Origin of the sequence: Streptomyces sp. YIM 121038 (assembly GCF_006088715.1) — a bacterium.
Classification (GTDB): Bacteria; Actinomycetota; Actinomycetes; order Streptomycetales; family Streptomycetaceae; genus Streptomyces.
On the sequence record NZ_CP030771.1, the window covers coordinates 4513017 to 4537887 of the forward strand.

The following is a 24871-nucleotide window of genomic DNA, read 5'->3' on the forward strand; positions in this document are numbered from 1 at the left end:
CGCTGACGACATGAGGACCTGCGACTCTACGGCGCTAGCCCGCGAGCCCCGCGGAGCGGAACGCGTCCAGGCTCGGGCGGATCGTCGCGGTCGCCTGCGACGTCGCGGCGACCGCGTCGAGGGTCTTCAGGCCGTCGCCGGTGTTGAGGACCACCGTGGTCAGCGAGGGGTCGATGAGACCGGCCTCGATCAGCTTGCGCGTGACCCCGACGGTCACGCCGCCCGCGGTCTCCGCGAAGATGCCCTCGGTGCGGGCGAGGAGCTTGATCGCGTCGACGACCTGCTCGTCGGTCACGTCCTCCACCGCGCCGCCGGTGCGGCGGGCGATGTCGAGCACGTACGGACCGTCGGCCGGATTGCCGATGGCGAGGGACTTGGCGATGGTGTTCGGCTTCTGCGGGCGGACGACGTCGTGGCCCGCCTTGAAGGCGGCGGAGACCGGCGAGCAGCCCTCCGCCTGGGCACCGAAGATCTTGTACGGCTTGTCCGCGACCAGACCGAGCTCGATCAGCTCCTTCAGACCCTTGTCGATCTTCGTGAGCTGCGAGCCGGAGGCGATCGGGATCACGAGCTGGTCCGGCAGCTCCCAGCCGAGCTGCTCGCAGATCTCGTACGCGAGGGTCTTGGAGCCCTCGCCGTAGTACGGCCGCAGGTTCACGTTGACGAAGCCCCAGCCCTCGCCCAGCGGGTCGCCGATGAGCTCGGAGCAGAAGCGGTTCACGTCGTCGTAGTTGCCCTCGATGCCGACGAGCTCGCCGCCGTAGACCGCGGCCATGACGACCTTGCCCTGCTCCAGGTCGTGCGGGATGAACACGCAGGAGCGGAAGCCCGCGCGGGCGGCGGCGGCGCCGACGGCCCCGGCGAGGTTGCCCGTGGAGGAGCAGGACAGCGTGGTGAAGCCGAAGGCGCGCGCGGCCTCAAGGGCCTGCGCGACGACGCGGTCCTTGAAGGAGTGCGTGGGGTTGCCGGAGTCGTCCTTGACGAACAACTTGCCCTGTTCGACGCCCAGTTCACGGGCCAGGTTGTCGGCCTTGACGAGCTGGGTCCAGCCGGGGTTGAGGTTCGGCTTGTCCGCGACGTCGGCGGGGACGGGCAGCAGCGGGGCGTACCGCCAGATGTTGGCGGGGCCGGACTCGATCTTGGCCCGGAGCGCCTCGGGGTCGCCGACGGGGAGGTCGTACGCGACTTCGAGCGGGCCGAAACACTCGGCGCAGGCGAAGATCGGTCCGAGCGGGAAGACGGTGCCGCACTCGCGGCAGGAGAGACCCGAGGCGGGTCCCAGGTCGACGGTGGCGTCCGCGGTGCCCTCGGGGGACGTGGTGTCGACGGTCTGCACAGCCATGGAGGCGAGGCCCTTTCTCCTCATCTTCCTCGCGGCGCATCTCGCCACGAGACGGAATTGGCACCTTCCCGAGCCGGGAGCCTCGCGGTGCGCCTGTGGCGGCTACGAGACCGGCTGGAGGGTTGCCGGGGCTTCAACGGGCCGTATCCCTCTGCCCCTCTGGATGAGCGGTATTCGGTTGTTGTACGCGGGGCGCCAGTGGCACCCGTGACGGACGGCGACCCCCGACATGCGATGGTCACCGGCCTTGTTCAAGACTGTAACCGACGGCCAGGACAGTTGAGATAGTCGTCCGAACCGCGAGATGGATCACATACGGCCACCAACGGGAGGAACCCGCGTGCTGGAAGAGGTCGAGCGCTGGCTGAGCAGGCGTTCCTGGTCCGTGACCGACCGCCCGCTGGACCGTCTCACCGCCGCGAAGCGGGCCTCGGGCACCACGGTGAGCGTCGTGCTGCCCGCGCTCGACGAGGAGCGGACGGTCGGGGAGATCGTCGCGGAGATCCGTCGCGAGCTGGTCGAGAAGATCCCCCTGGTCGACGAGCTCGTGGTGGTGGACTCCGGCTCGCGGGATCGCACCGCGGAGGTGGCGCGCGCCGCGGGCGCCCGGGTCGTGCGCCGGGACGACGTCCTGCCGCGCGTCCCGGCGGTGCCCGGCAAGGGCGAGGTCCTGTGGCGGTCCCTCCTGGTCACGCACGGTGACGTGATCGCGTTCGTGGACGCCGATCTGAAGGAGTTCTCGGCCGACTTCGTGACCGGCATCGTGGGCCCGCTGCTCACCGAGCCGGACGTGCACTTCGTGAAGGCGATGTACGACCGCCCGCTGACGATGCTCGACGGCCCGGGCGCCCCCGGCGACCCCGACGGCGAGGGCCCCGGCGCCACGGCGGGCCAGGGCGGCCGCGTCACCGAGCTGATGGCGCGCCCCCTGCTCAACATGCACTGGCCCCAGCTCGCGGGCTTCGTCCAGCCCCTCGGCGGCGAGTACGCGGCCCGCAGGTCGCTCCTGGAGCGCCTGCCGTTCCCGGTCGGGTACGGCGTGGAGCTCGGGCTGCTCGTGGACGCGCTGCACACCGTCGGCCTGGACGCGCTCGCGCAGGTCGACGTCGGGGTGCGCAAGCACCGGCACCAGGACGGGCAGGCGCTCGGCCGGATGGCCGCGTCGATCTACCGCACGGCGCAGCTGCGGCTCGCCCGCGCCCATCTCGTGCGCCCCGAGCTGACGCAGTTCGTCCGGGGCGCGTCGGGCTTCGAGCCGCGCACGTATCCGGTGGACACGGAGGAGCGGCCGCCGATGACGGAGATCGAGGAGTACGCAGCGCGGCGCGTGGCTTGAGCGGTGCGGCCGCGCGGGGCCTTCGCCGGTCTTCAGCTGCGGGCCGTCCTGGGCTGGGCGCGCAGTTCCTCGCGCCCCTTTGGGGGCGCTGCCCCACAGGGCGGCTTCCCGTCGAGTCGGCCAAGTGAGGAGCCACTCGCACGGGTGCGCGTTTACGTGGACCCGGCTCGGGCTAGGTTCGCCAACATGGTCTCCCCTCACGCCGCCGCCCGGGTCCTCGTCGCGTCCAACCGCGGCCCCGTCTCGTACGCCGTCGGGGACGACGGCGAGCTGACCGCGAGCCGCGGCGGCGGCGGGCTCGTGTCGGGGCTCAGCGCCATCGGCGACGAGGCGGACGCGCTGTGGGTGTGCTCCGCGCTCGGCGACGGCGACCGCGAGGCGGTGCGGCGCGGGGTCTTTGAGCCCGGCGTGCGCATGCTCGACATCGACGCGAAGACCCACGCGGCGGCGTACAACGGCATCGCGAACTCGGTGCTCTGGTTCGTGCACCACATGCTGTACCAGACGCCCCTGGAGCCGGAGTTCGGACCCGAGTTCCGCGCCCAGTGGGCCGCCTACGAGCAGTACAACCAGGCCTTCGCGGAGGCGCTCGCCGACAGCGCGGCGCCCGGCGCGGCGGTCCTGGTGCAGGACTACCACCTCGCGCTGGTGCCGGGGATGCTCCGCGAGCTCCGCGGCGACCTGCGGATCGGGCACTTCTCGCACACCCCGTGGGCGCCCGTCGACTACTTCCGGATGCTGCCCGACGACATCGCCGAGCAGCTGCTCCGCGGCATGCTGGGCGCGGACCGGCTCGGCTTCCTGACCGGGCGGTGGGCGGACGCGTTCACGGAGTGCTGTGTGCGGCTGCTCGGCGGCACGTCGGGGACGCGGGTCGGGGTGCACGGGCTCGGCGCGGACGCGGACTTCCTGCGGGAGCGGTCGCGGCGCGCGGACGTCGAGGAGCGGCTCGCGAGCCTGCGCGAGCAGGTGGGCGCGGATCGGAAGGTCATCGTCCGGGTGGACCGCACCGAGCTGTCGAAGAACATCGTCCGGGGTCTGCGGGCGTACGAGCTGCTGCTCGACGAGCACCCCGAGTGGCACGAGCGGGTGGTGCACGTCGCGTTCGCCTACCCCTCGCGCCAGGACCTCGCGGTCTACCGCGCCTACACGGCGGAGGTCTCCCGCGTCGCCGAGGGCATCAACACCCGCTTCGGCACGGCCGGTTGGACGCCGGTGGTGCTGCACGTCAAGGACGACTTCGCACGCTCCCTCGCCGCGTACCGGATCGCCGACGTGGCCCTGGTCAACCCCATCCGGGACGGCATGAACCTGGTCGCCAAGGAGGTCCCCGTCGTCTCCGACGAGGGCTGCGCGCTCGTCCTGTCCCGGGAGGCCGGGGCCTACGAGGAGCTCGGCGAGGACGCGTTCGCGGTGAATCCGTACGACGTGACGGGGACGGCCGGCGCGCTCCACGAGGCCCTGCTGCTGCCCGCCGCGGAGCGCGCCGAACGCACCAAGCGCCTGGCCGTCGCGGCCACGGCCCTACCGCCCGCCCGCTGGTTCCTGGACCAGCTCGCGGCGCTGGGCTCCTAGCCGCGCCGTTCAGGCGAGGGCCGCGGTCAGCCGGGCCAGGAGCCCGACCACGCCGGCCGGGCCTTCGACCACCAGGTCGGCGCGCGAGGCGAGCTCCGCGACCTCCGCGCTGCCGCTGCACACAAGGAGCCCCCGCACACCGCCGTCCGCCCGCAGCTTGTCCACGGCGGCGAACGCGGGCAGGTCCCCGAGGTCGTCCCCCGCGTAGAGGACCGACTCGGCTCCCACCTCGCGTACGTACTCGATGAGGGCCACGCCCTTGTCCACGCCGGGCGGCCGCAGCTCCAGGACCATCCGGCCGGGCTCCACGATCAGCCCGTGGCGGGCGGCGAGCTCGCCGAGGGGGCCGCGCAGGGCGTCGAAGGCGGCCTGGGGGTCCTCGGCCCGGCGCGTGTGCACCGCGACGGCCCGGCCCTTCTCCTCGATCCAGGTGCCCCGCCAGGCCCCGATCGCGTCGAGGAAGCCGGGCAGCTCGGCCCGTACCGCGGCGACGCCGGGGTGCGGCTCGGCCGCGCGCACGGTGCCGGTGACGGCGTCCCAGCGCTCCGCGCCGTAGTGCCCGAGCACGACGAGGTGCTCCAGGCCGGGGACGCCCGCGAAGCCGCCGTGGCGGACGGCCACGCCCGCGGGGCGGCCGGTGACGACCGCGACGGAGCGCACCCTCGGGGCGAGGGCGGCGAGCGCGGGGACGGCGTCCGGGTGGGCCCTGGCCCGTTCGGGGTCGGGCACGATCGCCGCGAGCGTGCCGTCGAAGTCCAGGGCGATCACGGCGCGTTCGGGGCGGGCCAGGATCGCGGCGAGGCCGTCGCGGCCCGCGGGGGTCAGTGGCTCGTACGGGGAGTGCGTGCGGTCGTCGCCCATGGGACCGACCCTAGCGTCAGCGCTCCGCGCGGCGTGCGGCGCGTACCCGTCGCAGGCGGTTCACGGTGACCGGGTCGTGGGCCAGGGCGCGCTCGTCGTCAAGGAGGGCGTTGAGGAGCTGGTAGTAGCGCACCGGGGCCAGGCCCAGGTCCTCGCGGATGGCCCGCTCCTTGGCGCCGGGGCCGCTCCAGTTGCGCCGCTCCAGGGCGAGCACGGCCCTGGCCCGCGCGGACAGGCCGCCCCCGGCCCCGGAGGGCTCGGGCGCGGGAGGCTCCGCCTCGGGCACACCGTTCACCCCGCCCACGCTAGCTCGCGTTCTCCTCCGCCGCCGCCTTCGCGTCGAGCTGGCTCAGGGTCGCCTGCGGGTCGCCGTTCGGGTCGACGGTCTTGCCGATGTACTTCTTGATCTGCACGGACACCTGGGCCCAGGACGTCTTGCCGACGGGGTACAGCTGGGAGGCGGGCAGCTCCTCCAGGAAGCCGCCGAGCTTCTTCGCGTCGGCCTTGTCGTCGGCCATCTCCTGGGACGCCGACGTGGTCACCGGAAGGAGGTCGTACTCGCGCGAGAACTCCAGGACGTTGTCCTTGGAGTAGGCGAAGTCGAGGAACTCGCGGATCTCCTTGCGGTGGCCGTTCTCCTTGAAGGCCATCATCCAGTCGGCGACGCCCATCGTGGACTGGGCCTTGCCGTTGACGCCCGGCATGGGGACCATGCCGTACTTCAGGTGCTTCTTGGCGGCCATCTGCATCAGCGTCGGGTGGCCGTTGAGCATGCCGACCTCGCCGCGCGTGAAGGCGGCGAAGGCCTCGGCGCGGTTGAGCTTGCCGGGCGGCGTCGGCCCGGTCAGGCCCTTGCCGACCAGCTCGTTCTTCAGCCAGTTGAACGTGTTGACGTTCTGCTTGGAGTCGAAGTCGTACGAGCCGACGTTGTCGGTGTAGCCGCCGCCCCCGCTGAGCAGCCACTGGTACGTCTCGGCCTGCGCCTCCTCCGGGCCGAGCGGCAGCGCGTACGGGATCTTCACGCCGCGCGCCTTGAGCTTCTTCGCGGCGGCCTGGAGCTCGCTCCAGCTCTCCGGCGGGGTGACCCCGGCGCTCTTGAAGAGCTTCTCGTTGAAGAACAGCAGGCGCGTGGACGCGGCGAACGGCATGCCGTACTGGACGCGGTTGAAGACGCCCGCCTTCGCCAGCGGCGCGAGGAAGTCGGCCTGGGTGGGGATGGAGAGCACGTCGTCGGCGCTGTACAGCTTGTCCTGCGCCGCGTAGTCCGCGTAGGCGCCGATCTGCGCGAGGTCGGGGGCCTCGCCGTCCGCGACCATCTCCTTGACCTTGCGGTCGACGTCCGTCCAGGAGTACACGGTCACGTCGACCTTGATGCCCGGGTGCTCGTCCTCGAACTTCTCGGCCAGCTCGCTCCAGTACTTCTTGGAGCTGTTCGCCGCCGAGTCGCCGTAGTCGGCCGCCACGAGCTTGAGGGTCACATCGCCCGATCCGCCCGATTCGCCGCATCCGGCGAGCAGCGCCGCCATGCTCAGTGCGGCCACCGCCGCCGTAAGGCCTGTCACGCGCCGCTGCACCGCTTTTTCCCACCCTTGCCGAGACTTACCGGAACGCGAGTCTCCCCCGCGTCGACACACCAGGTCTACACCACCCCAGTATCGCTTCTGCAACGGCGGTCACCCATTGCCCGCCCGGTCGTCCTGCTGCTAAGCACTGCTCCGGGCGCCGTCCCCGCGGCGCCCGGCACAACTCCCGCACCGGCAAGGAGCCTTGGCACATGTCGCGTACCGCAAATGAGATAGCCACCCAGCCCGACTGCTGGCGGCGGGCCGCCGGGAGCGCCGCGGCCTTCGCCGGGCTGCCGGAGCCGGGCGAACGGATCGCCGTGACCGGCTGCGGCACCTCGTGGTTCATGGCCCTCGCGTACGCGGCGCTGCGGGAGGCCGCGGGGCAGGGCGAGACGGACGCGTTCGCGGCGTCGGAGTTCCCCACCGGGCGGCGCTACGACCGGGTCGTGGCGATCACCCGCTCCGGTACGACGACGGAGGTGCTCGACCTGCTCGGGCGGGTGCGGGGCGCCGTGCCGACGCTGGCCCTGACCGCCGACCCGAAGACGCCGGTCATGACCGCAGCCGACGCGGTGGCCGTCCTGGACTGGGCGGACGAGGAGTCCGTCGTGCAGACCCGGTTCGCGACCACGGCCCTCGCCTTCCTGCGGGCCGGGCTCGGCGCGGTCCCGGGCGTCAAGCCGGTCGCCGAGGCCGCGGCGGACGCCGAGCGCACCGTCGCCGAGCCGCTGCCGGACGCGGTGGTCACGGCGGAGCAGTGGACGTTCCTCGGCCGCGGCTGGACGTACGGGCTCGCCCTGGAGGCGGGCCTGAAGATGCGGGAGGCCGCGGGCGCGTGGACGGAGGCGTACCCGGCCATGGAGTACCGGCACGGGCCGATCTCCATCACCGCGCCGGGCCGCGTGGCGTGGATGTTCGGGGCGCTGCCGGAGGGGCTCGCGGAGGACGTGGCCCGCGTCGGCGGCGAGCTGGTGGCGCGCACCGACGTCGACCCCCTGGCGGAGCTGGTCCGCGCCCAGCGCCTGGCCGTGCGGCTCGCCGAGGACCGGGGCCAGGACCCCGACCGGCCGCGCAACCTGACCCGGAGCGTCGTCCTCGGCTAGCCCGGACCCGGGACGGGGACGGTGCGCACACTGGACTAGACCTCTTATGGGGTCACACGCGACACTGTCCCCGTGAGACATGTCATCGCCCTGGACGTGGGCGGCACCGGAATGAAGGCCGCCCTGGTCGGGGCGGACGGCACGCTGCTGCACGAGGCGCGCCGCCCCACCGGCCGTGAGCGCGGCGCGAACGCCGTGGTCGAGTCGATCCTGGACTTCGCCGGGGAGCTGCGCGCCCACGGCGTGGCCCACCTCGGCGAGCCCGCCGCCGCGGTGGGCGTCGCGGTCCCCGGCATCGTCGACGCCGAGCGCGGCCTCGCCGTGTACGCGGCGAACCTCGGCTGGACCGACGTACCGCTGCGCGATCTGATCAGCGCCCGCCTCGGCGGCGTCCCCGTGGCGCTCGGCCACGACGTGCGCACCGGCGGCCTCGCCGAGGGCCGCCTCGGCGCGGGCCGGGGCACGGCGCGCTTCCTGTTCGTGCCGCTCGGCACCGGCATCGCGGGCGCCATCGGCATCGACGGCGTCATCGAGCCCGGCGCGCACGGCTCGGCGGGCGAGATCGGCCACATCGTCGTCCGGCCCGGCGGCCCGCCCTGCGGCTGCGGCCAGCGCGGCTGTCTGGAGCGGCTCGCCTCGGCGTCCGCCGTGAGCAAGGCGTGGGCCGAGGCGAGCGGCGACCCGGCGGCGGACGCCGCCGACTGCGCCAAGGCGGTGCGCTCCGGCGACCCGCGCGCGGCCGAGGTCTGGCAGCACGCCGTGGACGCCCTCGCCGACGGCCTGTTGACGGCCCTCACCCTCCTGGACCCCGACACGCTGATCGTCGGCGGCGGCCTCGCGGAGGCCGGGGACACGCTGTTCACGCCGCTGCGCCAGGCGGTGGCGGACCGCGTGGTGCAGTTCCAGACGCTGCCCGCGATCGTCCCCGCGGCGCTCGGCGACGCCGCCGGCTGCCTGGGCGCGGGCCTGCTCGCCTGGGACCTGCTCACGCCGGAGGGCTCCCGTACCGATACATCCACCACCACCCCCACCGACGCACCCCCGGAGGTATCCACCTGATGGCCACTAGCAAGGTTCTCGCCGGTGCCCGGGTGGTCCTGCCCACCGGGACCGTGTCCGGCGGCCGCGTCATCGTGGACGGCACACGCGTCGTGGGGAGCGCTCCCGCGGACGCCGAGACGCTCGATCTGACCGGCCACTGGCTGGTCCCCGGCTTCGTGGACATGCACAACCACGGCGGCGGCGGCGCGTCCTTCACCAACGGCACGGTCGAGGACATCCTGCACGGCGTCCACACGCACCGCCTGCACGGCACGACCACCCTCGTCGCCTCCACGGTCACCGGCGAGATGGACGCCCTGGCGCAGCGCGCGGGCCTGCTCAGCGAGCTGGCCGAGCAGGGCGAGATCGCGGGCGTCCACTTCGAGGGCCCGTTCATCTCGCCGTGCCGCAAGGGCGCGCACAGCGAGTCCCTGCTGCGCCACCCGGACCCGGCCGAGGTCCGCAAGCTGATCGACGCGGCCCGCGGCCAGGCCAAGATGGTCACCCTCGCCACCGAACTGCCCGGCGGCATCGACTCCGTGCGCCTGCTCGCCGAGCACGGCGTGGTCGCCGCGATCGGCCACACCGACGCCACGTACGAGCAGACGGCGGCGGCCGTCGACGCGGGCGCCACCGTGGCCACGCACCTGTACAACGCGATGCCGGGGCTCGGCCACCGCGCGCCGGGGCCCATCGCCGCCCTCCTGGAGGACGAGCGGGTCACCGTCGAGCTGATCGACGACGGCACGCACCTGCACCCGGCCGCCTTCCAGCTGGCCTTCCACCGCGCGGGCGCCGACCGCGTCGCGCTCATCACGGACGCGATGGACGCGGCGGGCTTCGGCGACGGCACCTACCACCTCGGCCCGCTGGAGGTCGTGGTGTCGGACGGCGTCGCGCGGCTCGCCGAGGGCGGCGCCATCGCGGGCTCCACCCTCACCCAGGACCGCGCGTTCCAGCGCGCGGTGACCATCGACGGGCTGCCCGTCGAGGATGTCGTCACCGCGATCTCCGCGACCCCCGCGAAGGTCCTCGGCATCTACGACCGCGTCGGCTCCCTGGAGCCCGGCAAGGACGCCGACCTCGTCGTCCTGGACGCGGACTTCGCGCTCAAGGGCGTGCTGCGCAAGGGCGAGTGGGTCATCGACCCGAGGTGAGGCGCGCGCGGTCCCGCGCGAACCGGTCGCAGTGAGGCGGTTGGCCCCGAGGTCTGGGCCAACCGCCTTCTTTTTGGCATGATCAGGCCCCGAACACCGCAAGCAGTGAGCGCAGAGCCGTACGCGGCGGGCGAATTGGGCGTCCTGGGCCAATCCGCCTTCCTGGATCAGGGGTTTCGGGGGTGAAGCAGTGATCGTCACGGTCACGCTCAACGCCGCCCTTGACCTCACCTATCGCGTCCCGGCCCTCACGCCCCACACCACCCACCGCGTCACCGAGGTGACCGAACGCGCGGGCGGCAAGGGCGTGAACGTGGCACGGGTGCTCGCCGCGCTCGGCCACACGGTGACGGTCACCGGCTTCGCGGGCGGCCCCACCGGGCGCACCCTGCGCGACCACCTCACGCGCACCCCCGGCCTCGTGGACGCGCTGCGCCCCGTCGAGGGCCCGACCCGCCGCACCCTCGCCGTCGTGGACGCCCGCACCGGCGACACCACCCAGCTCAACGAGCCGGGCCCGGCCGTGTCGCCCGCCGAGTGGTCCGGATTCCTCACCGCGTACGAGGAGTTGATGCGCGGCGGCGTCACCGCGGTGGCCCTGTGCGGCAGCCTGCCGCCGGGCGTCCCGGTCGGCGCGTACGCCCTCCTGGTGCGGGCGGCGCGCGCCGCCCGCGTGCCGGTGCTGCTCGACACCAGCGGCGAGCCGCTGCGCCGCGGCGTCGCCGCCCGCCCCGACCTCGTCAAGCCGAACGCCGAGGAACTCGCCGAACTCACCGGCGCCCACGAGCCGTCGCGGGCCACCCGCGACGCCCGCCGCAGGGGCGCGCACGCCGTCGTCGCCTCCCTCGGCGCCGACGGCCTCCTGGCCGTCACCCCCGAGGGCACCTGGCGGGCGACGCCGCCCGCCGCCGTGCGCGGCAATCCGACGGGCGCGGGCGACTCGGCGGTCGCGGGCCTGCTCTCCGGGCTCGTGGAGGGCCTGGCCTGGCCGGACCGGCTCGCCCGGGCGGCGGCCCTGGCGTCGGCGACCGTCGCGGCGCCCGCCGCGGGCGAGTTCGACCGGGCGGTGTACGAGGACGTCCTGCCGAAGGTGACGGTGAGCGGCAAGGCGTCGGCCGCGTAACGGGGTTGGGCGACACGGGCCGCGCGTGCCCGGGAATGAGGGCACCATGCCACTGATCACCACCGGCGAGCTGGTCGGCCGGGCCCGCGCCGAGGGGCGCGGCCTCGCCGCCTTCAACGTCATCACCCTGGAGCACGCGGAGGCCGTCGCGCTCGGCGCGGAGCGCGCGGGCCGCGCGGCCGTGCTCCAGATATCCGAGAACGCGGTGCGGTTCCACGGCGGCGCCCTCACCCCGATCGCCCAGGCCGCCGCGGCCGTCGCCCGCGCCTCCTCAGCCCCCCTGTCGCTGCACCTGGACCACGTCACGGACGTGGACCTGCTGCGGGCCGCGCACCCCGCGGGCTTCAGCTCCGTGATGTTCGACGCCTCGAAGCTGTCGTACGCGGAGAACGTGAAGGCCACCGCGGACGCGGTGCGTTGGGGCCACGAGCGGGACATCTGGGTCGAGGCGGAGCTGGGCCGGGTCGGCGGCAAGGAGGGTGAGGCGCCCCTCGACGCGCACGCGCCGGGGGTGCGCACGGACCCCGACGAGGCCGTCGCCTACGTCGCCGACACCGGGGTCGACGCGCTCGCCGTCGCGGTGGGCTCCAGCCACGCCATGACGGAGCGCACGGCGTCCCTGGACCACGAGTTGGTCCGGGCCCTGCGCGCGCGGGTCCCCGTGCCGCTGGTCCTGCACGGGTCGAGCGGCGTGCCCGACGCGGAGATCCGCGCGGCGGTCGCCGCGGGGGTGGTGAAGGTGAACGTGGGCACGGCCCTGAACACCGGCTTCACCGGGGCGGTACGCCGGTTCCTGGCGGCGGACAGGGCAACGGTGGACCCCCGCAAGTACCTGGCCCCCGCCCGGGAAGCGATGGCGGAGGCAGTCACCCACTTCCTCCACCTGACCGGCTGACAGCAAGCCGATCAGCCCGTCGAGGGGGTACCCCCTGCTCCTCAAGAGCTTGGGGGAGTTTGAGGACGAGGCGCGAAGCGCCGCAAAGGGTCAGCCCTTGACGTGGCCCGCCTTCAGCCACATCTGGTCGAGGTTCGCGTCGCACTTGTCGCCCTGCTGACAGGACACGGAGATCGTGTTCGTGCCCTTGTTCAGCTCCACGAAGGCGAACGTCTTCGTCCAGCCCTTGTCCCAGGCCCCGTCCTCCGCGTGCGCGAAGTTGTCCATGTTGAGCTTGCGCGGGGACGGCGTGCCGTTGATCACGAGGGTCGTCTCGGCCGCCTTGCCGGGCACTCCGTAGCCGACGAAGACCGTGTACGCGCCGTCCTTGGGGATGCCGTTGACGGTCCAGGTCACTTGCGCGCCGACCTTGTTGAGCCCGGCCACGTACACGCCGTCGGCGGACTTGGCGCCGTCGATGTCGGACGCGGTGGTGGTGCCGCCCTCCAGCTTGAGGGCCTTGGCATCCGTTTCGGGCAGTTCGGCCTTCTTGCCCGGCTTGCCCTTGTCCTTGGACGCGCTGGGGCTGGGGTCGGAGGACTCGCTCTGCCGCTGCGAGGGCCCGGCCTTGTTGTCGTCGCCCTTGTCGTCGCCGCCGGTGAGCATGGCCGCGCCGATGCCGAGCGACACCACGGCGACGACGGCGATCGCGCCGATCAGCAGGCCCTTGGTGTTGGGCCCGCGGCCGCGCCCCGCGGGGGCCGGGGGCGGCACCTGCCGGACGGGGGCGGTGGCGCCGGGCTGGGCCTCGGGGGCCGTGTAGTGCGCGCTGGGCTGGCCGTAGGGCTGCTGCTGCGGGGGGTAGCCGTAGCCGCCCTGGGCCGGGGGCTGCTGCGGCTGCTGCCCGTACTGCCGCTCGCCCACCGGGCGCACCTGGTGGTACGAGGACCGGGGCCCGGGGTAGCCGTAGCCGCCGCCTCCAGGGGGCGGGGTGGCACCGGCCGCCTGGCCGTCGGCGTACAGATAGCCGAAGGGGTCGTCGTCGCCCTGTGGCGCGTTCGGCGTCTGCTCGCCGTTGTTGCCGGGCGTCATTCGCAGGTCACTCCCTCGCATCGCGGATGCGGGCGAGCCTACCCGCTCCAGGTGACCGCCCAAGGTGCCGTTGACGTCAACAAGTTCCCGGTACGGGACCTATCCGGCCCGCCGGTGCTGCTTGGCACGGGAACGTTTCTCGACGTACATCCGCTGGTCGGCGGAGTGCAACACCTCGTCCGCCGACATGCCGCAGTGGGCCCAGCCGATGCCGAAGCTGGCGCCCACGCGCACGGCCCGGCCCTCGACCCTGATCGGCGGGATGATGGCGTTCCGCAGCCGCACCGCGAGGTCCTGCGCGTCGGCCCTGCCGAGCCCGTCGGCGAGGACCACGAACTCGTCGCCGCCGAGCCGCGCCACCGTGTCGCCGTCGCGGACGCCGCTGGTCAGACGCCGTGCGACCTCGATGAGGACGGCGTCACCCGTGTGGTGCCCGAAGCGGTCGTTGATCGACTTGAAGCCGTCGAGGTCGCAGAAGAGGACGGCGAGCCCCTTCGTGCCGTCGTCCGCCTCGGTCTCCTCGGGCGGTGCGACGGTGTGCACGTGGTGGTCGAAGTCGCCCTGGGCGCCGTGGTGCGCGCCGGGCGGGGCGGCGTGCCCGTGCCCGGCCGGGTGACCGGCGGCGCCGCTGTACAGGCCGCTGTTGTCGTACGCCGCATCGAGCGAGTCCACCGTGCTCGGCCGGCCCGCGTGCGGCCTGCGACAGAGACGGGCGCTCAGCCGGGCGCGCAGCTCGGCGGAGTTCGGCAGGCCGGTGAGCGAGTCGTGCGAGGCGCGGTGCGCGAGCTGGAGCTCGCGCCGCTTGCGCTCCTCGATGTCCTCGACGTGCGTGAGCAGAAACCGGGGCCCGTCCGCGGCGTCCGCGACGACGGAGTTGCGCAGCGACACCCAGACGTAGGTGCCGTCGCGGCGCCCGAAGCGCAGCTCGGCGCGGCCGCCCTCGGCGGAGGTGCGCAGGAGCGTGCCGATGTCCTCGGGGTGGACCAGGTCGGAGAAGGAGTAGCGCCGCATCGCGGAGGCGGGGCGGCCGAGCAGCCGGCACAGCGCGTCGTTGGTGCGCAGGATGCGGCCGTGCTGGTCGCCGCCCATCTCGGCGATGGCCATGCCGCTCGGCGCGTACTCGAAGGCCTGCCGGAAGGACTCCTCGCTGGCCCGCAGCGCCTGCTGCTCGCGCTCCAGGCGGACGAGGGCGCGCTGCATGTTGGCCCGCAGCCGGGCGTTGCTGATGGCGATCGCGGCCTGGAAGGCGTACATCTGGAGGGCTTCGCGGCCCCAGGCGCCGGGCCTGCGGCCGTTGCGCGGGCGGTCGACGGAGATCACGCCGAGCAGTTCGCCGCCGGAGCCGCCGGTCGCGTACATGGGGGCGAAGAGCCGGTCGGAGGGGTGCCACTCGTCCTCGAAGCGGGGATCGGGGCCCTCGGTGTACCACTGCGGCACGTCGTCCTCGTCGAGGACCCAGCCCTCGGTGTGCGGGATGAAGCGCAGGGCGCCCCAGGCCTCGCCCATGGCGAGGCGGCGGTCCCAGGACTCGCGGGAGCCGACCCGGCCGGTGATGAGCGCCTCGGCGGCGGGGTTGCCCGCGAAGGCGGCGACGACGAGGTCGCCGTCCGGGCGCACGAGGTTGACGCACGCCAGCTCATAGCCCAGGCCGTTCACCACGCCGTCGGCGACGGTCTGCAGCGTGTCCGCGAGGCTGCGGGCCGTGTTGAGGTCCGCCACCACTTGGTGCAGCTGCCGCAGGGTCGCAAGACGGACGTACGGCTCCGACTCGGTCTCCATGCTCGCTCTCCCCGAGACCTCGACAGCAACTCCAGGATCCGCAGCGTCCTCAGTGTCCGTAATCTCTGACTCTTCGTGACTCTTCTGGCTTCGTACGGTGCTGTACGCCTTCGTACTTCTACGTACGGTGCTGTGCTTCCGTGCCCTCAGCGTCTGTCTGATTGCCACGGTCACTGAATCACAGCGAGCTGCCCACCCGGTACACAGGGTCAACAAAATATGGGCCCTGTGACTCAAGTCACAGGTGAGGGCGCATGGTTAAGACCGGAACATGAGGCTCCGTTGACCTGGTGGGGCGCGGGAGGAACGGGTGGGTGACGGCCCGGGACACGAGCGGAGCCCGCGTGGTCCGCGGAGTCCGCGTAGTCCTAGGTCCCGGCCTAGGACCGGTCTCGGCCCCGGGGCCGATGCGCCGCGGCCCGGTCCGGCACTAGCGTCAGTCGTGTGGTTGCCGATCTGACCTTGAACACACAGCCCCCTCCCGTCCCGTCCACCCCCCATCCTGTGGGGGTGAGCAACGACGAGTTCCGCGCCGCCATGTCCCGCCTGGCCGCGGGCGTGGTCCTGGTGACCGCGCAGGAGCCCCCGCTGGACCCGGACGACCCCATGGCGCCGGCCGGCGAGGACGTGGGCATGACGGCCACCGCCTTCCTCTCGGTCTCCCTGGACCCGCCCCTGGTCATGGTCAGCCTGCGCACGGGCTCCCGCATGGACGACCTGCTCGCCGAGCAGCCCCTGTGGGCCGTGTCGGTCCTCACCGAGAGCCAGCGGCACATCGCGGGCCGCTTCGCCATGAAGGGCCGCATCAGCGACCGGCTGCTGTTCGAGGACATCCCGTGCACGCGCGGCCGGGAGAGCGGCGCGCCCCTGGTCGGCGGCGCGCTCGCCGCCCTGGAGTGCCGCACCGAGCAGACCGTGGCGGCGGGCGACCACACCCTGGTGATCGGCCGCGTCCTCACGGCGGAGCTGCCCGGCGCGGACGGCGGCCCGCTGCTGTACTTCCGGGGCCGCTACCGGCAGCTGGGCTGAGCCGGGGCGGCTCCTGACGGCCGGGCCGAGGCGGGGCCGCTACTGCCAGTCCTTGCCCGAGCGGCCCTGCTTGGTCTGCGCGCGCTGCTTCTTCTCCCGCAGCCGCCGTTCGTTGATCCCGCGCGGGATGCGGGTGGGGCGCCGGGGCTTGGGCGGCGGCGCGGTGGCCTCCGCGAGCAGCGCGGCGAGCCGGACGGCCGCCGCCTCCCGGTTGCGCCACTGGGAGCGGTGCTCGCTGGAGCGGACGCTCACGACGCCGTCGACGAGCCGGGGCGCGAGCCGCTCCAGGGCCCGCCGCTTCCAGACCTCGGGCAGCGCCTCGGTGCGCGCCAGGTCGAAGCGGAGCTCGACCTGCGAGTCACTGGTGTTGACGTGCTGGCCGCCGGGCCCCGAGGAGCGCGAGAAACGCCACAGGAGCTCGGCCTCCGGCAGGACGACCGAGCCACGGATGACGTGTTCGCGACCAGACATGTCTCCTATGATCCCGCGTCGGGCGGCCGTACGACACCCGTTTTCCGCCGCCGCGGCCGCCTCGCGGGGCACCTTCGGTAAAGAAAGTAAAGAAGCGCGTCCGCATATGGAACCTTGGATACCCCCCACGGCGTTCATAAGGGTGCCGGTAGCTTCGCCCTCAGAGTGAAGCCCGCACATAGGCGACTAGGGAAGGGACTCCCAACAATGGCTGTAAGCCTGTCCAAGGGCGGCAACGTCTCGCTCACCAAGGAGGCACCGGGCCTGACCGCCGTCACGGTCGGCCTCGGCTGGGACGTCCGCACCACCACGGGTACCGACTTCGACCTGGACGCCTCCGCGATCGCGGTGAACACCCAGGGCAAGGTCTATTCGGACGCCCACTTCGTCTTCTTCAACAACAAGGCGACGCCGGACCAGACGATCGTCCACACCGGTGACAACGTCACGGGCCAGGGCGAGGGCGACGACGAGCAGATCAACGTCAACCTCGCGGGCCTGCCCGCCGACATCGAGAAGATCGTCTTCCCGGTCTCGATCTACGACGCCGAGAACCGCTCGCAGAACTTCGGCCAGGTCCGCAACGCGTTCATCCGCATCGTGAACCAGGCCGGCGGCGCCGAGATCGCCCGCTACGACCTGTCGGAGGACGCCGCCACCGAGACCGCCATGGTCTTCGGCGAGCTCTACCGCAACGGCGCCGAGTGGAAGTTCCGCGCCGTCGGCCAGGGCTACGCCTCGGGCCTGGTCGGCATCGCCCAGGACTTCGGCGTCAACGTCTGAGTCCCCAGCGACTGACCACGGGCCCCGGCCGGACTGCCTCCGGCCGGGGCCCGTCCCGTGTCCGCCCCAAGACGCGGGCCGCGCGGGGAACTTCGCGGCGCGGGACGGCGTTGCCAGGACGACGTGCGCACAGCGCGCGCGGCCGACGGGTACGACACGGGCAGAAGCCGAGGTGGCGCGGAATGGCTATGTGGGACCGGATCAAAGACCAGGCCAAGAACCTGCAGCAGACGCAGGGCGGGCGCACCTCCGGCGGGCCCGGCGCCCCTGGCCACGGCACGCACGGCAGCGGCTCCAAGGGGTCCAAGGCCCAGCTGATCGGCCTGCTCAAGACCCAGCTGACCTCGCTCAAGTCGGAGCTGAAGAGCGGCGCCTACCGCGACGCGAGCATGGCCATGTGCGCCCTGGTGGCCGCCGCCGACGGCACCGTCGACCCGGCCGAGCGCCAGCACGTCGAGTCCCTGATCCTGCAGAACGACGTGTTGCAGAACTTCCCCCCGGACCAGCTCCGCCAGCGCTTCAACAAGCACGCGGACCAGCTGTCCTTCAACTTCCAGCAGGGCAAGGCCGCGGTCATGCAGGAGATCGCCAAGGCCGCGAAGAAGCCCGCGGAGGCCCGGGCGGTCGTCCAGACCGGCTTCGTCATCGCCGGGGCGGACGGCTATGTGGCCCCGGCCGAGGAGCAGGTCCTGCGCGAGGCCTGCGCGACCCTCGGCCTGTCCCCCCAGGAGTTCGGCCTCTGAAGCCCTGGGGGGGCGGAGTCCGCGGCGTACGGGAGCGCCCCGAAGGGGCGCGGGACCTGTCGATCTGCGGCTCCGCCGCGCGGGCGCGACCAGCCACGACGCCCCCGCAGCAAAATGACGGCACAGCGCGTTACCTCCAGCGAAGCACTTAGCGCTCGTCCGGCTTGCCGTCGCCGTACAGCCAGTCCGACCACACCTTCTTCAGCTCGCCGCGCGCCTCGTCGTCGCCCGCGTGCTTCTCGACGTACGTGGTGAAGTCCTCGGTGTCCGCGTTGGCGTGGCGGTACTTCTTCGCCCAGCCCTGGACGATGTCGTAGAAGGTCTCGTCGCCGACGGTCTCGCGGATCTTCTGGATGACCATGGCGCCCCGGTAGTAGACGGGGTCGTCGGAGATGCTCGCGGCGTCCGGCTGCTTGGCGGGCGGGAACTCCCAGAGGGACTCGTGGTCCTTCTTGGTGTCCCAGTACTCGTCCTCGTAGAGCGCGTCGACGGTCTCCTCGACGGTGTCGCCGCCGTTGTCCTCCTCGTAGAGGAACTCCGCGAACGTCGCGAAGCCCTCGTTGAGCCACATGTCCTGCCAGCTCTTCGGCGTCACCGAGTCGCCGAACCACTGGTGGGCCAGCTCGTGCACGAGGGTCGAGGTGTCGGCGTCCTGGACGGGGAACAGCGGCTTGGTCTGGGTCTCCAGGGCGTAGCCGAGGTCCGCGCGGCCGTCGACGACGGCGCCGGTGGACGAGAAGGGGTAGTCGCCGAAGTTGTACTCCGCCCACTCCATGATGTCGGGGATCTTCGCGAGGACCTTCTCGGTCTTCTTCCGCTTGTCCTCGGGGAGCGTGTGGTCGATCGCCGTGAAGACGGGAATGCCGTTCTTCCCCGCGGTCCGCGACGTCTTCGTGTCGTACGTGCCGACGACGACCGTCGCCAGATAGCTGGCCATCGGCTCGGCGTTGTGCCAGCCGAAGGTGGTCCGGCCGTTGGCGGTGGTCTCCTTCGTCAACTCGCCGTTGGAGATGGCCTTCATGCCCTTGGGGACGGTGACCTCTATGTCGTACGAGGCCTTGTCGATCGGGTGGTGGTTGCCCGGGAACCACGCCATCGAGCCCGCGGGCTGGCCCGTCGCGAGCGCGCTGTCCTCCCCCTTGAGCCAGCCCTCCTTGGCGCCGTCCACGTCCGTAATGGTCTGCGGGGTGCCGGAGTAGCGGACGGTGGCGCGGAAGGTCTCGCCCCGGTCGAGGTCGTCGCGGGGTCGGACGGTCAGCTCGCTGCCCGCGCGCTGGAAGCGGGCCTCCTTGCCCTCGACGGTCACGGACTCGACGTCCAGGCCCTTGAGGTCGAGGTTGAAGGCGCTGAGCGTCTTGGTGGCGCGGGCCGTGATGTCGGCGGTGCCGGTCAGCCGGCGGGACTCGGGGTCGTAGCCGATCTTCAGTCCGTAATGAGCCACGTCGTAGCCGCCGTTGCCGAGCTTCGGGAAGTACGGGTCGCGGACGCCCGCGGCTCCCGGGGTGCCGCCGACGCCACTGCTCGTGCACGCGGTGAGCGCGGTCGCGAGGGCGGTGGCGCAGAGCAGCGCGAGGGGGGTGCGGCGGGGCCCCTTGGTCAGGGGGGCGGTGGCTCGGTAGATCACCCCGGTGATCCTATGGCCACCGCTCACCGCCGTACCGGGGCCCCCGCGCGCCGGGGCTCCGCGCGGCCGGGGCTTCGCGCGGCCGGGGCTTCGCGCGGCCGGGCCCCCGCGCCCGGGGTCAGCGGCCCAGCGCGGCCACGCCCGCCTGCGCGAACTTCTCGTCCAGGTCGCCGCTGGGCGCGCCCGCGACGCCGATGCCCGCGACGGGGGCGCCCTTCGCGGTGACCGGGGCGCCGCCCGCGAGGAACAGCGTGCCCGGGATGTCCTTGAGGTTCGGCGTCTGCGTCAGGCGCTTGGCCAGCTCGGAGGTGGGCGCGTTCCAGGAGACGGCGGTGTAGGCCTTGCGCTCGGCGGACTCGTACGACTGCGGGCCCGCGCCGTCGCCCCGCAGGGTGACGATCGTGTTGCCGTTGCGGTCGACCACGGCGACCGTGACGCGCTGGTTCTCCTTCTTCGCCGCGTCCAGCGTCGCCTGCGCGGCCTTCGTCGCGGCGGCCACGGTGAGGTGCGTGCTCTGCGTCAGGTTGCGGCTGCCCGCGTCGGCGCCGACGGCGGCCTCGGCGGCGGCCGCCGGGGCGTCGGCGCTGGCGGACACGGCACCGACCGTCCCGGCGCCGACGACGCCGAGGACGGCGGCGGCGGTGAGGACTCGGGCACGCGGCGAGAGCTGCTTCATGGTGTGACTCCTTGGGGCGGCACGGTCTGTGCGGCGGTACGGGTCCGGAGGCGGGCCCTGTGCTTCGATCCTCCCGGCGGGTCCCGGTCCGCCCCGTCGGCACACCGGCTGCGGGTCGCGCGCGGTTCGGATGACGTCCGGGTCAGCCGATCGGTTGACCCGGGCCTGCGACCAGCGGGCCACAATGAGGGTGTTTGCCCAGTTCACGCGCGTGACAGGAGGTCGGGGATGCGCGGAGGTGACGGTGCGGGAGCGGACCGTCCCGGAGCCGTGGGTCCGGAGGGCCGGGGGCCCGCGGCCGTGGGTCCGGAGAGCCGGGGGCCCGCGGCCGTCGGCCCGGAGAGCCGGGGGCCCGCGGCCGTCGGCCCGGAAAGCCGGGGGCCCGCGGCCGTCGGCCCGGAAAGCCGGGGGCCCGCGGCCGTCGGCCCGGAAAGCCGGGGGCCCGCGGCCGTCGGCCCGGAAAGCCGGTGGCCCGCGGCCGTCATGCACACCGCGTTCTTCCTGCTGCTCGCCGCCTCGCTCTCCCGCTTCCTGCTGCGCCACCCCGGCGAGCCCCGTACACCCTGGATCATCGCCCTCTCGGCCGTACTCGCCCTCCTGTACGTGCTCGGCCCGGCCCTCGGCGCCACGCCCAACCCCCGCCGTCTGCTGTGGCTCGGCGCGGTCGTCGGCGTCTGGGTGGTCCTCGTGGTCCTCGCGCCGAGCTACGCGTGGTGCGCGGTGCCGCTCTTCTACACCGGCCTGCGGACGCTGCCCACGCGCGCGGCCCTCGCCCTCGTCGCCGTCCTGACGGCCCTCGTGGTCGCGGCCCAGCTGCGGCTCGCGGACGGCTTCGACCCGAACCTGGCGTTCGCGCCGCCCGCCGTGGCGGCCGTGGCGACGGCGGTGTTCGTCCACATGCAGCGGCAGACGGCGCGGCAGCGCGCCCTCATCGACGACCTGCTGCGCACCCGGCGCGAACTCGCCGCCACCGAACGGCGCGAGGGCACGCTCGCCGAGCGGCAGCGCCTGTCCATGGAGATCCACGACACGCTGGCCCAGGGCCTGTCCAGCCAGCGGATGCTGCTCCAGGCGGCGGACCGGGTGTGGGACACGGACGCGGCGGCGGCCCGCGCCCACGTCCGTACCGCCGGGTCCATCGCCGACCGCGGCCTGGCCGAGGCCCGCCGCCTCGTCCACGACCTGGCCCCGGTGGACCTGGCCGAGGCGGGACCCGACCCGGCGTACGCGCTGCCCGCGGCGCTGCGGACGCTGGCGGGGCGGGAGTCGGGCGCGGGCCTGACGGTCCGCTTCCACGCCGAGGGCACACCGGTCCCGCTCGCGGGCCGCGCCCGCTCGGCGCTCCTGCGGATCGCACAGGGCGCGCTGGCGAACGTACGCGAGCACGCGGGCGCGGCCACGGCCGCGCTGACCCTGACGTACCTCGACGACCAGGTGGTCCTCGACGTGGCGGACGACGGGCGGGGGTTCGCACCACCGGCGCCCGGCGGTACGCGGGGCGCGCGGAGCGCGCGGGGGCACGGTCTCCCCGCGATCCGCGCGCGGGCGGCGCAGCTGGGCGGAACGCTGACGGTGGAGTCGGCGCCGGGCGAGGGGACGGTGCTCTCGGTGGCGATCCCGCTGGGAGCCGGTCCGTACGCGGGGCTCGACGACGAGGGCCGAGAGGGCCCAAAGGGCCCAGAGGGCCGACACGGGAGGCACGATGGACGCGGGTGAGGATCTGGGCCTGGGCGGGGGGCCTGGGGGCGGGGCGGGTGACGGGTCTGGCGGGGGTCCGGGGGGCGGGCCTGGCGGCAACCCGGGCGACGGCCTCGGCGGCAGCCCGAGCGGCGGGCCTGGCGGGGGCCCGGGTGGCGGACCCGGCGGCAACCCGGGTGGCGGACCCGGGGATGGCCCGGCCGGCGGGCCCGGCTGCAGCACGGGCGGCAACCCGAGCGGCAGGCCCGGCGGCAGCCCGGAGGGCGGGCCTGGCGACAACTCGGGCGGCGGACCCGGCGGGAACCCGGGTGGCGGACCCGGGGATGGCCCGGCCGGCGGGCCCGGCTGCAGCACGGGCGGCAACCCGGGCGACGGCCTCGGCGGCAGCCCGAGCGGCGGACCCGGGGATGGCCCGGGGGACGGCGCGGGCGGTGCCGTTGACGACAGCGCGGGTGGCGCCGCAGGCGGCAGCTCGGGTGGCGCCGCAGGCGACAGCTCGGGCGGCGCCGCAGGCGACAGCTCGGGCGGCAGCTCGGGTGGCTTGCCGGTCCGGCTTCTCGTCTGCGACGACCACGCCGTCGTCCGGGCGGGCCTGCTCGCCCTGCTCGGCAGCGCGCCCGGGGTCGAGGTGGTCGGGGAGGCCGGTTCCGGCGAGGAGGCGGTGGCCCTGGCCGCGAAGCTGCGGCCGGACGTCGTCCTCATGGACCTCCAACTGGGCCCCGGGACGGACGGCGTGGAGGCCACGCGCCGCATCACGGCGGCGGCCGGGGGCGGGAGGCCGCACGTCCTTGTCCTCACCACGTACGACACCGACGCCGACATCACCCGTGCGATCGAGGCGGGCGCCACCGGCTATCTGCTCAAGGCCGAGCGGCCCGAGGAGCTGTTCTCGGCGATCCGCGCCGCCGCGTGCGGCCGCACCGCGCTCTCGCCGCCCGTCGCGTCCCGCGTGATGGCCCGCATGCGGGAACCCCGGCCCGGCCTCACCCCGCGCGAACGCGACATCCTGGGCCAGCTGGCGCAGGGCCTCGGCAACCGCGAGATCGCCCGTGCGCTGTTCATCAGCGAGGCCACGGTGAAGACGCACCTGGGCCGCATCTACGACAAGCTCGGCGTGGAGACACGGGCGGGCGCGGTGGCCGTGGCCAAGGAACAGCGGCTCCTCTAGCCGGGCCGAAGGCTCCTCCGGCCGGGGCCTGGGCGCAGCAGCGGCTCCCTCGACCGGGCCTCGGGAACGGCACCTCCCCCGACCAGGGCCTCCTCCGGCCAGGGTCAGAGAGCAGCGGCTCTTCCCGCCGGGGCCGAGGAGCGGCGCCAGCCCTGGCCGGGGGCTAGGACACGCGCGGGAAGCTGGCCAGGAGGGTCCACAGGGCCGGGTTCTCGCCGAGCCCCTCGTGCAGGTCGGTCAGGTCGGCCACCACGTCGTGCAGGAAGTCGCGTGCCTCGCGGCGCAGTTCGGCGTGCGAGAAGGTGAGCGGCGGCTCGCCCGGGTCCAGCCAGTCCGCGTCGATGTCGACCCACCCGAAGCGCCGCTCGAAGAGCATCCGGTCCGTGGACTCGGTGAAGTCCAGCTCGGCGTGCTGGGGCCGCGCGGCCCTGCTGCCCATCGGGTCCTGGTCGAGCCGCTCCGCGATGTCGCACAGGGCCCACGCGAAGTCGAGCACCGGCACCCATCCCCAGGCTGTGGACAGCTCCCGGTCGGCCTTGGTGTCGGCCAGGTACACGTCCCCGCAGAACAGGTCGTGCCGCAGGGTGTGGACGTCCGCGGTGCGGTAGTCCAGCTGGGGCGGGTCGGGGAAGCGGCGGGAGAGGGCGTAGCCGATGTCGAGCACGCCTCGATGGTGCCATGCGCGCCCCCCGCCCCCTCACGCCCGCTACGCCGCTACGCCCCACGCGACCGCCCCCGCACAACCGCCCTCCACCTCGGGCGCCCCCTAGCCCCCCCCGGATAGCCACCCTCTATCCGCGCGGCCCCTGGCCACCCCGCACAGTTGCCCTCCACCCCACGCGGCCCCTAGCCACCCCGCACAGTTGCCCTCCACCCCACGCGGCCCCTAGCCACCCCGCACAGTTGCCCTCCACCCCACGCGGCCCCTAGCCACCCCGCACAGTTGCCCTCCACCCCACGCGGCCCCTAGCCACCCCGCACAGTTGCCCTCCACCCCGCGCGAGCCCTGGCCACCCACGCAGCCGCCCGCCGTCCCGCACGAGCCCTGGCTGTCGCCCTCCGCCCCGGGCCACCGTCAGCCGCCCGAGGAAGCGGCCTCCGCCCCGGTACCGGCCCCACCCACCGACGAGCCCAGGCCACGCGTGTCCGAGCTGGTCCCACCCACCCGCCCCCACCTGCGGCAGCAGGCCCCCAGGCCCAAGCCCCACCCGGTCAAGCCAAGAGCCACGGGCGAACAGTTGGCAAAGCCCCTCACGGCCACCGCGCCCGGTACCACCGACGAGCCACGCCGCGCGCGCCCCGGCCAGCCCCACCCACCTACGACAGCAAGGGCCAGGCACGAGCCCTCCCCGGCGAGGCCGGAAGCCACAAGCGGACATGCGGGAGAACCCGTGCGGCAGCAGCAGCGGCGCCATCCGGCCAGCCACAGCGGCCACCGCCACCGACACCGAGCCCACGCCGCGCCCGAGCCCCCGACCTCAACCAGCGACAGCGAGGGCCCCCGGCGTAAGCCCCACCCCGCGCGGCCAGGGGCCACGAGCGAGCAGGCGGGGAGAGCCCTCCTGCGGCAGCGGCAGCGGCAGCGGCGCCACCCAACCAGCCACAGCCCCCGACCGGCGCCACCGTCAAACCCACGTGCCACCGTCCCGGGCCGATCCACCGTCCGCCGCCAACGAGCCCACGCCACGCGCCCGGGCCAGTCCCCCCCCCGGCCCCCACCCGGCGAAGCCAGGAGCAACGGGTGGGTGGGTGGGAAAGCCCGCCGCGGTAGCGGCGGGGCCACACGACCAGCCGCAGCGCCCCGCGTCGGACCCGCGCAGGCGAAAGCCGG

22 protein-coding genes and 1 riboswitch are annotated in these 24871 nt (G+C 73.8%); of the genes, 12 read left to right on the plus strand and 10 right to left on the minus strand.

The window, feature by feature from the left end; translation table 11 throughout:
* Positions 1-34: 34 nt before the first annotated feature.
* Positions 35-1366 (minus strand): threonine synthase, encoded by a 1332-nt coding sequence (gene thrC, locus C9F11_RS18860; protein WP_138960402.1) that lies wholly within the window; start codon positions 1364-1366, stop codon positions 35-37.
* Positions 1360-1512, minus strand: a riboswitch (SAM riboswitch). It overlaps the preceding gene by 7 nt.
* Before the next feature lie 170 nt (positions 1513-1682).
* Here thrC and C9F11_RS18865 point away from each other — a divergent pair.
* Positions 1683-2678 carry a glucosyl-3-phosphoglycerate synthase gene (locus C9F11_RS18865; RefSeq protein WP_138960403.1) on the plus strand — a complete coding sequence of 332 codons (996 nt, stop codon included), beginning with the start codon at positions 1683-1685 and terminating at the stop codon, positions 2676-2678.
* A gap of 186 nt (positions 2679-2864) precedes the next feature.
* A complete protein-coding gene (locus tag C9F11_RS18870) occupies positions 2865-4253 on the plus strand; it encodes a trehalose-6-phosphate synthase (RefSeq protein ID WP_138960404.1) in 1389 nt (462 codons plus the stop codon).
* A gap of 9 nt (positions 4254-4262) precedes the next feature.
* On the opposite strand, the gene otsB is transcribed toward C9F11_RS18870, so the two are convergent.
* Genes otsB through C9F11_RS18885 form a run of 3 tightly spaced genes read right to left on the minus strand, consistent with a single transcriptional unit; the run spans position 4263 to position 6640 of the window.
* Positions 4263-5114, minus strand: coding sequence for a trehalose-phosphatase (gene otsB, locus C9F11_RS18875; RefSeq protein WP_138960405.1), 852 nt, complete (start codon positions 5112-5114; stop codon positions 4263-4265).
* Positions 5115-5130: 16 nt separating this feature from the next.
* Complete coding sequence (locus tag C9F11_RS18880; protein ID WP_249401787.1) at positions 5131-5409, minus strand: DUF3263 domain-containing protein; 279 nt, start codon at positions 5407-5409, stop codon at positions 5131-5133.
* 10 nt (positions 5410-5419) lie between these two features.
* Positions 5420-6640: an extracellular solute-binding protein gene (locus C9F11_RS18885; protein WP_138966689.1), complete on the minus strand. Its 1221-nt coding sequence runs from the start codon at positions 6638-6640 to the stop codon at positions 5420-5422.
* Between the two features lie 248 nt (positions 6641-6888).
* On the opposite strand from C9F11_RS18885, the gene C9F11_RS18890 reads away from it, so the two are divergent.
* The 5 genes from C9F11_RS18890 (at position 6889) to C9F11_RS18910 (ending at position 11998) form a co-directional block, all read left to right on the plus strand.
* Positions 6889-7782 (plus strand): sugar isomerase, encoded by an 894-nt coding sequence (locus C9F11_RS18890; protein WP_138960406.1) that lies wholly within the window; start codon positions 6889-6891, stop codon positions 7780-7782.
* A 72-nt stretch (positions 7783-7854) separates the two neighbouring features.
* A complete protein-coding gene (locus C9F11_RS18895; RefSeq protein ID WP_249401788.1) occupies positions 7855-8841 on the plus strand; it encodes an ROK family protein in 987 nt (328 codons plus the stop codon).
* Complete coding sequence (nagA, locus tag C9F11_RS18900; RefSeq protein ID WP_138960407.1) at positions 8841-9980, plus strand: N-acetylglucosamine-6-phosphate deacetylase; 1140 nt, start codon at positions 8841-8843, stop codon at positions 9978-9980. Before C9F11_RS18895 ends, nagA begins: the two co-directional genes overlap by 1 nt.
* A gap of 190 nt (positions 9981-10170) precedes the next feature.
* Positions 10171-11103: a 1-phosphofructokinase family hexose kinase gene (locus C9F11_RS18905; RefSeq protein ID WP_138960408.1), complete on the plus strand. Its 933-nt coding sequence runs from the start codon at positions 10171-10173 to the stop codon at positions 11101-11103.
* A 46-nt stretch (positions 11104-11149) separates the two neighbouring features.
* On the plus strand, positions 11150-11998 hold the full coding sequence (locus tag C9F11_RS18910) for a class II fructose-bisphosphate aldolase (RefSeq protein WP_138960409.1): 849 nt from the start codon (positions 11150-11152) through the stop codon (positions 11996-11998).
* Positions 11999-12088: 90 nt separating this feature from the next.
* On the opposite strand, the gene C9F11_RS18915 is transcribed toward C9F11_RS18910, so the two are convergent.
* Together C9F11_RS18915 and cdgB are read right to left on the minus strand one after the other, a co-directional pair.
* Positions 12089-13069, minus strand: coding sequence for a carbohydrate-binding protein (locus C9F11_RS18915; RefSeq protein ID WP_138960410.1), 981 nt, complete (start codon positions 13067-13069; stop codon positions 12089-12091).
* Positions 13070-13168: 99 nt separating this feature from the next.
* Positions 13169-14848 carry a diguanylate cyclase CdgB gene (gene cdgB, locus C9F11_RS18920; RefSeq protein WP_138960411.1) on the minus strand — a complete coding sequence of 560 codons (1680 nt, stop codon included), beginning with the start codon at positions 14846-14848 and terminating at the stop codon, positions 13169-13171.
* Positions 14849-15304: 456 nt separating this feature from the next.
* Here cdgB and C9F11_RS18925 point away from each other — a divergent pair, with 456 nt between their 5' ends.
* Positions 15305-15877, plus strand: coding sequence for a flavin reductase family protein (locus C9F11_RS18925; protein ID WP_249402199.1), 573 nt, complete (start codon positions 15305-15307; stop codon positions 15875-15877).
* A gap of 39 nt (positions 15878-15916) precedes the next feature.
* On the opposite strand, the gene arfB is transcribed toward C9F11_RS18925, so the two are convergent.
* A complete protein-coding gene (gene arfB, locus C9F11_RS18930) occupies positions 15917-16348 on the minus strand; it encodes an alternative ribosome rescue aminoacyl-tRNA hydrolase ArfB (RefSeq protein WP_138960412.1) in 432 nt (143 codons plus the stop codon).
* Positions 16349-16555: 207 nt separating this feature from the next.
* Between arfB and C9F11_RS18935 the strand changes: the two genes are divergently transcribed.
* Positions 16556-17131, plus strand: coding sequence for a TerD family protein (locus C9F11_RS18935; RefSeq protein WP_138960413.1), 576 nt, complete (start codon positions 16556-16558; stop codon positions 17129-17131).
* A gap of 182 nt (positions 17132-17313) precedes the next feature.
* On the plus strand, positions 17314-17874 hold the full coding sequence (locus C9F11_RS18940) for a TerB family tellurite resistance protein (protein ID WP_171075781.1): 561 nt from the start codon (positions 17314-17316) through the stop codon (positions 17872-17874).
* A gap of 148 nt (positions 17875-18022) precedes the next feature.
* Here the strand turns inward: C9F11_RS18940 and C9F11_RS18945 are convergent, their stop codons facing one another.
* Positions 18023-19498, minus strand: coding sequence for a M1 family metallopeptidase (locus tag C9F11_RS18945; protein ID WP_138960414.1), 1476 nt, complete (start codon positions 19496-19498; stop codon positions 18023-18025).
* Positions 19499-19616: 118 nt separating this feature from the next.
* Positions 19617-20174: a heme-binding protein gene (locus C9F11_RS18950; RefSeq protein ID WP_138960415.1), complete on the minus strand. Its 558-nt coding sequence runs from the start codon at positions 20172-20174 to the stop codon at positions 19617-19619.
* 483 nt (positions 20175-20657) lie between these two features.
* On the opposite strand from C9F11_RS18950, the gene C9F11_RS18955 reads away from it, so the two are divergent.
* Together C9F11_RS18955 and C9F11_RS18960 are read left to right on the plus strand one after the other, a co-directional pair.
* Positions 20658-21890: a sensor histidine kinase gene (locus tag C9F11_RS18955; RefSeq protein WP_249401789.1), complete on the plus strand. Its 1233-nt coding sequence runs from the start codon at positions 20658-20660 to the stop codon at positions 21888-21890.
* Between the two features lie 523 nt (positions 21891-22413).
* Positions 22414-23040: a response regulator transcription factor gene (locus C9F11_RS18960; protein ID WP_138960417.1), complete on the plus strand. Its 627-nt coding sequence runs from the start codon at positions 22414-22416 to the stop codon at positions 23038-23040.
* 163 nt (positions 23041-23203) lie between these two features.
* Here C9F11_RS18960 and C9F11_RS18965 read toward each other — a convergent pair whose 3' ends face one another.
* On the minus strand, positions 23204-23704 hold the full coding sequence (locus C9F11_RS18965) for a hypothetical protein (RefSeq protein WP_138960418.1): 501 nt from the start codon (positions 23702-23704) through the stop codon (positions 23204-23206).
* Positions 23705-24871 lie beyond the last annotated feature (1167 nt).

What these genes read in the sequence shown, in the direction of transcription:
- C9F11_RS18910 (WP_138960409.1), top strand. Translation starts at nt 11,150, where the DNA reads ATGCCACTGATCACCACCGGCGAGCTGGTCGGCCGGGCCCGCGCCGAG.
- nagA (WP_138960407.1), top strand. Translation starts at nt 8,841, where the DNA reads ATGGCCACTAGCAAGGTTCTCGCCGGTGCCCGGGTGGTCCTGCCCACC.
- thrC (WP_138960402.1), bottom strand. Translation starts at nt 1,366, where the DNA reads ATGAGGAGAAAGGGCCTCGCCTCCATGGCTGTGCAGACCGTCGACACC.
- C9F11_RS18915 (WP_138960410.1), bottom strand. Translation starts at nt 13,069, where the DNA reads ATGACGCCCGGCAACAACGGCGAGCAGACGCCGAACGCGCCACAGGGC.
- C9F11_RS18890 (WP_138960406.1), top strand. Translation starts at nt 6,889, where the DNA reads ATGTCGCGTACCGCAAATGAGATAGCCACCCAGCCCGACTGCTGGCGG.
- C9F11_RS18950 (WP_138960415.1), bottom strand. Translation starts at nt 20,174, where the DNA reads ATGAAGCAGCTCTCGCCGCGTGCCCGAGTCCTCACCGCCGCCGCCGTC.
- C9F11_RS18940 (WP_171075781.1), top strand. Translation starts at nt 17,314, where the DNA reads ATGGCTATGTGGGACCGGATCAAAGACCAGGCCAAGAACCTGCAGCAG.
- C9F11_RS18885 (WP_138966689.1), bottom strand. Translation starts at nt 6,640, where the DNA reads ATGGCGGCGCTGCTCGCCGGATGCGGCGAATCGGGCGGATCGGGCGAT.
- otsB (WP_138960405.1), bottom strand. Translation starts at nt 5,114, where the DNA reads ATGGGCGACGACCGCACGCACTCCCCGTACGAGCCACTGACCCCCGCG.
- C9F11_RS18870 (WP_138960404.1), top strand. Translation starts at nt 2,865, where the DNA reads ATGGTCTCCCCTCACGCCGCCGCCCGGGTCCTCGTCGCGTCCAACCGC.
- cdgB (WP_138960411.1), bottom strand. Translation starts at nt 14,848, where the DNA reads ATGGAGACCGAGTCGGAGCCGTACGTCCGTCTTGCGACCCTGCGGCAG.
- C9F11_RS18955 (WP_249401789.1), top strand. Translation starts at nt 20,658, where the DNA reads ATGCACACCGCGTTCTTCCTGCTGCTCGCCGCCTCGCTCTCCCGCTTC.
- C9F11_RS18935 (WP_138960413.1), top strand. Translation starts at nt 16,556, where the DNA reads ATGGCTGTAAGCCTGTCCAAGGGCGGCAACGTCTCGCTCACCAAGGAG.
- arfB (WP_138960412.1), bottom strand. Translation starts at nt 16,348, where the DNA reads ATGTCTGGTCGCGAACACGTCATCCGTGGCTCGGTCGTCCTGCCGGAG.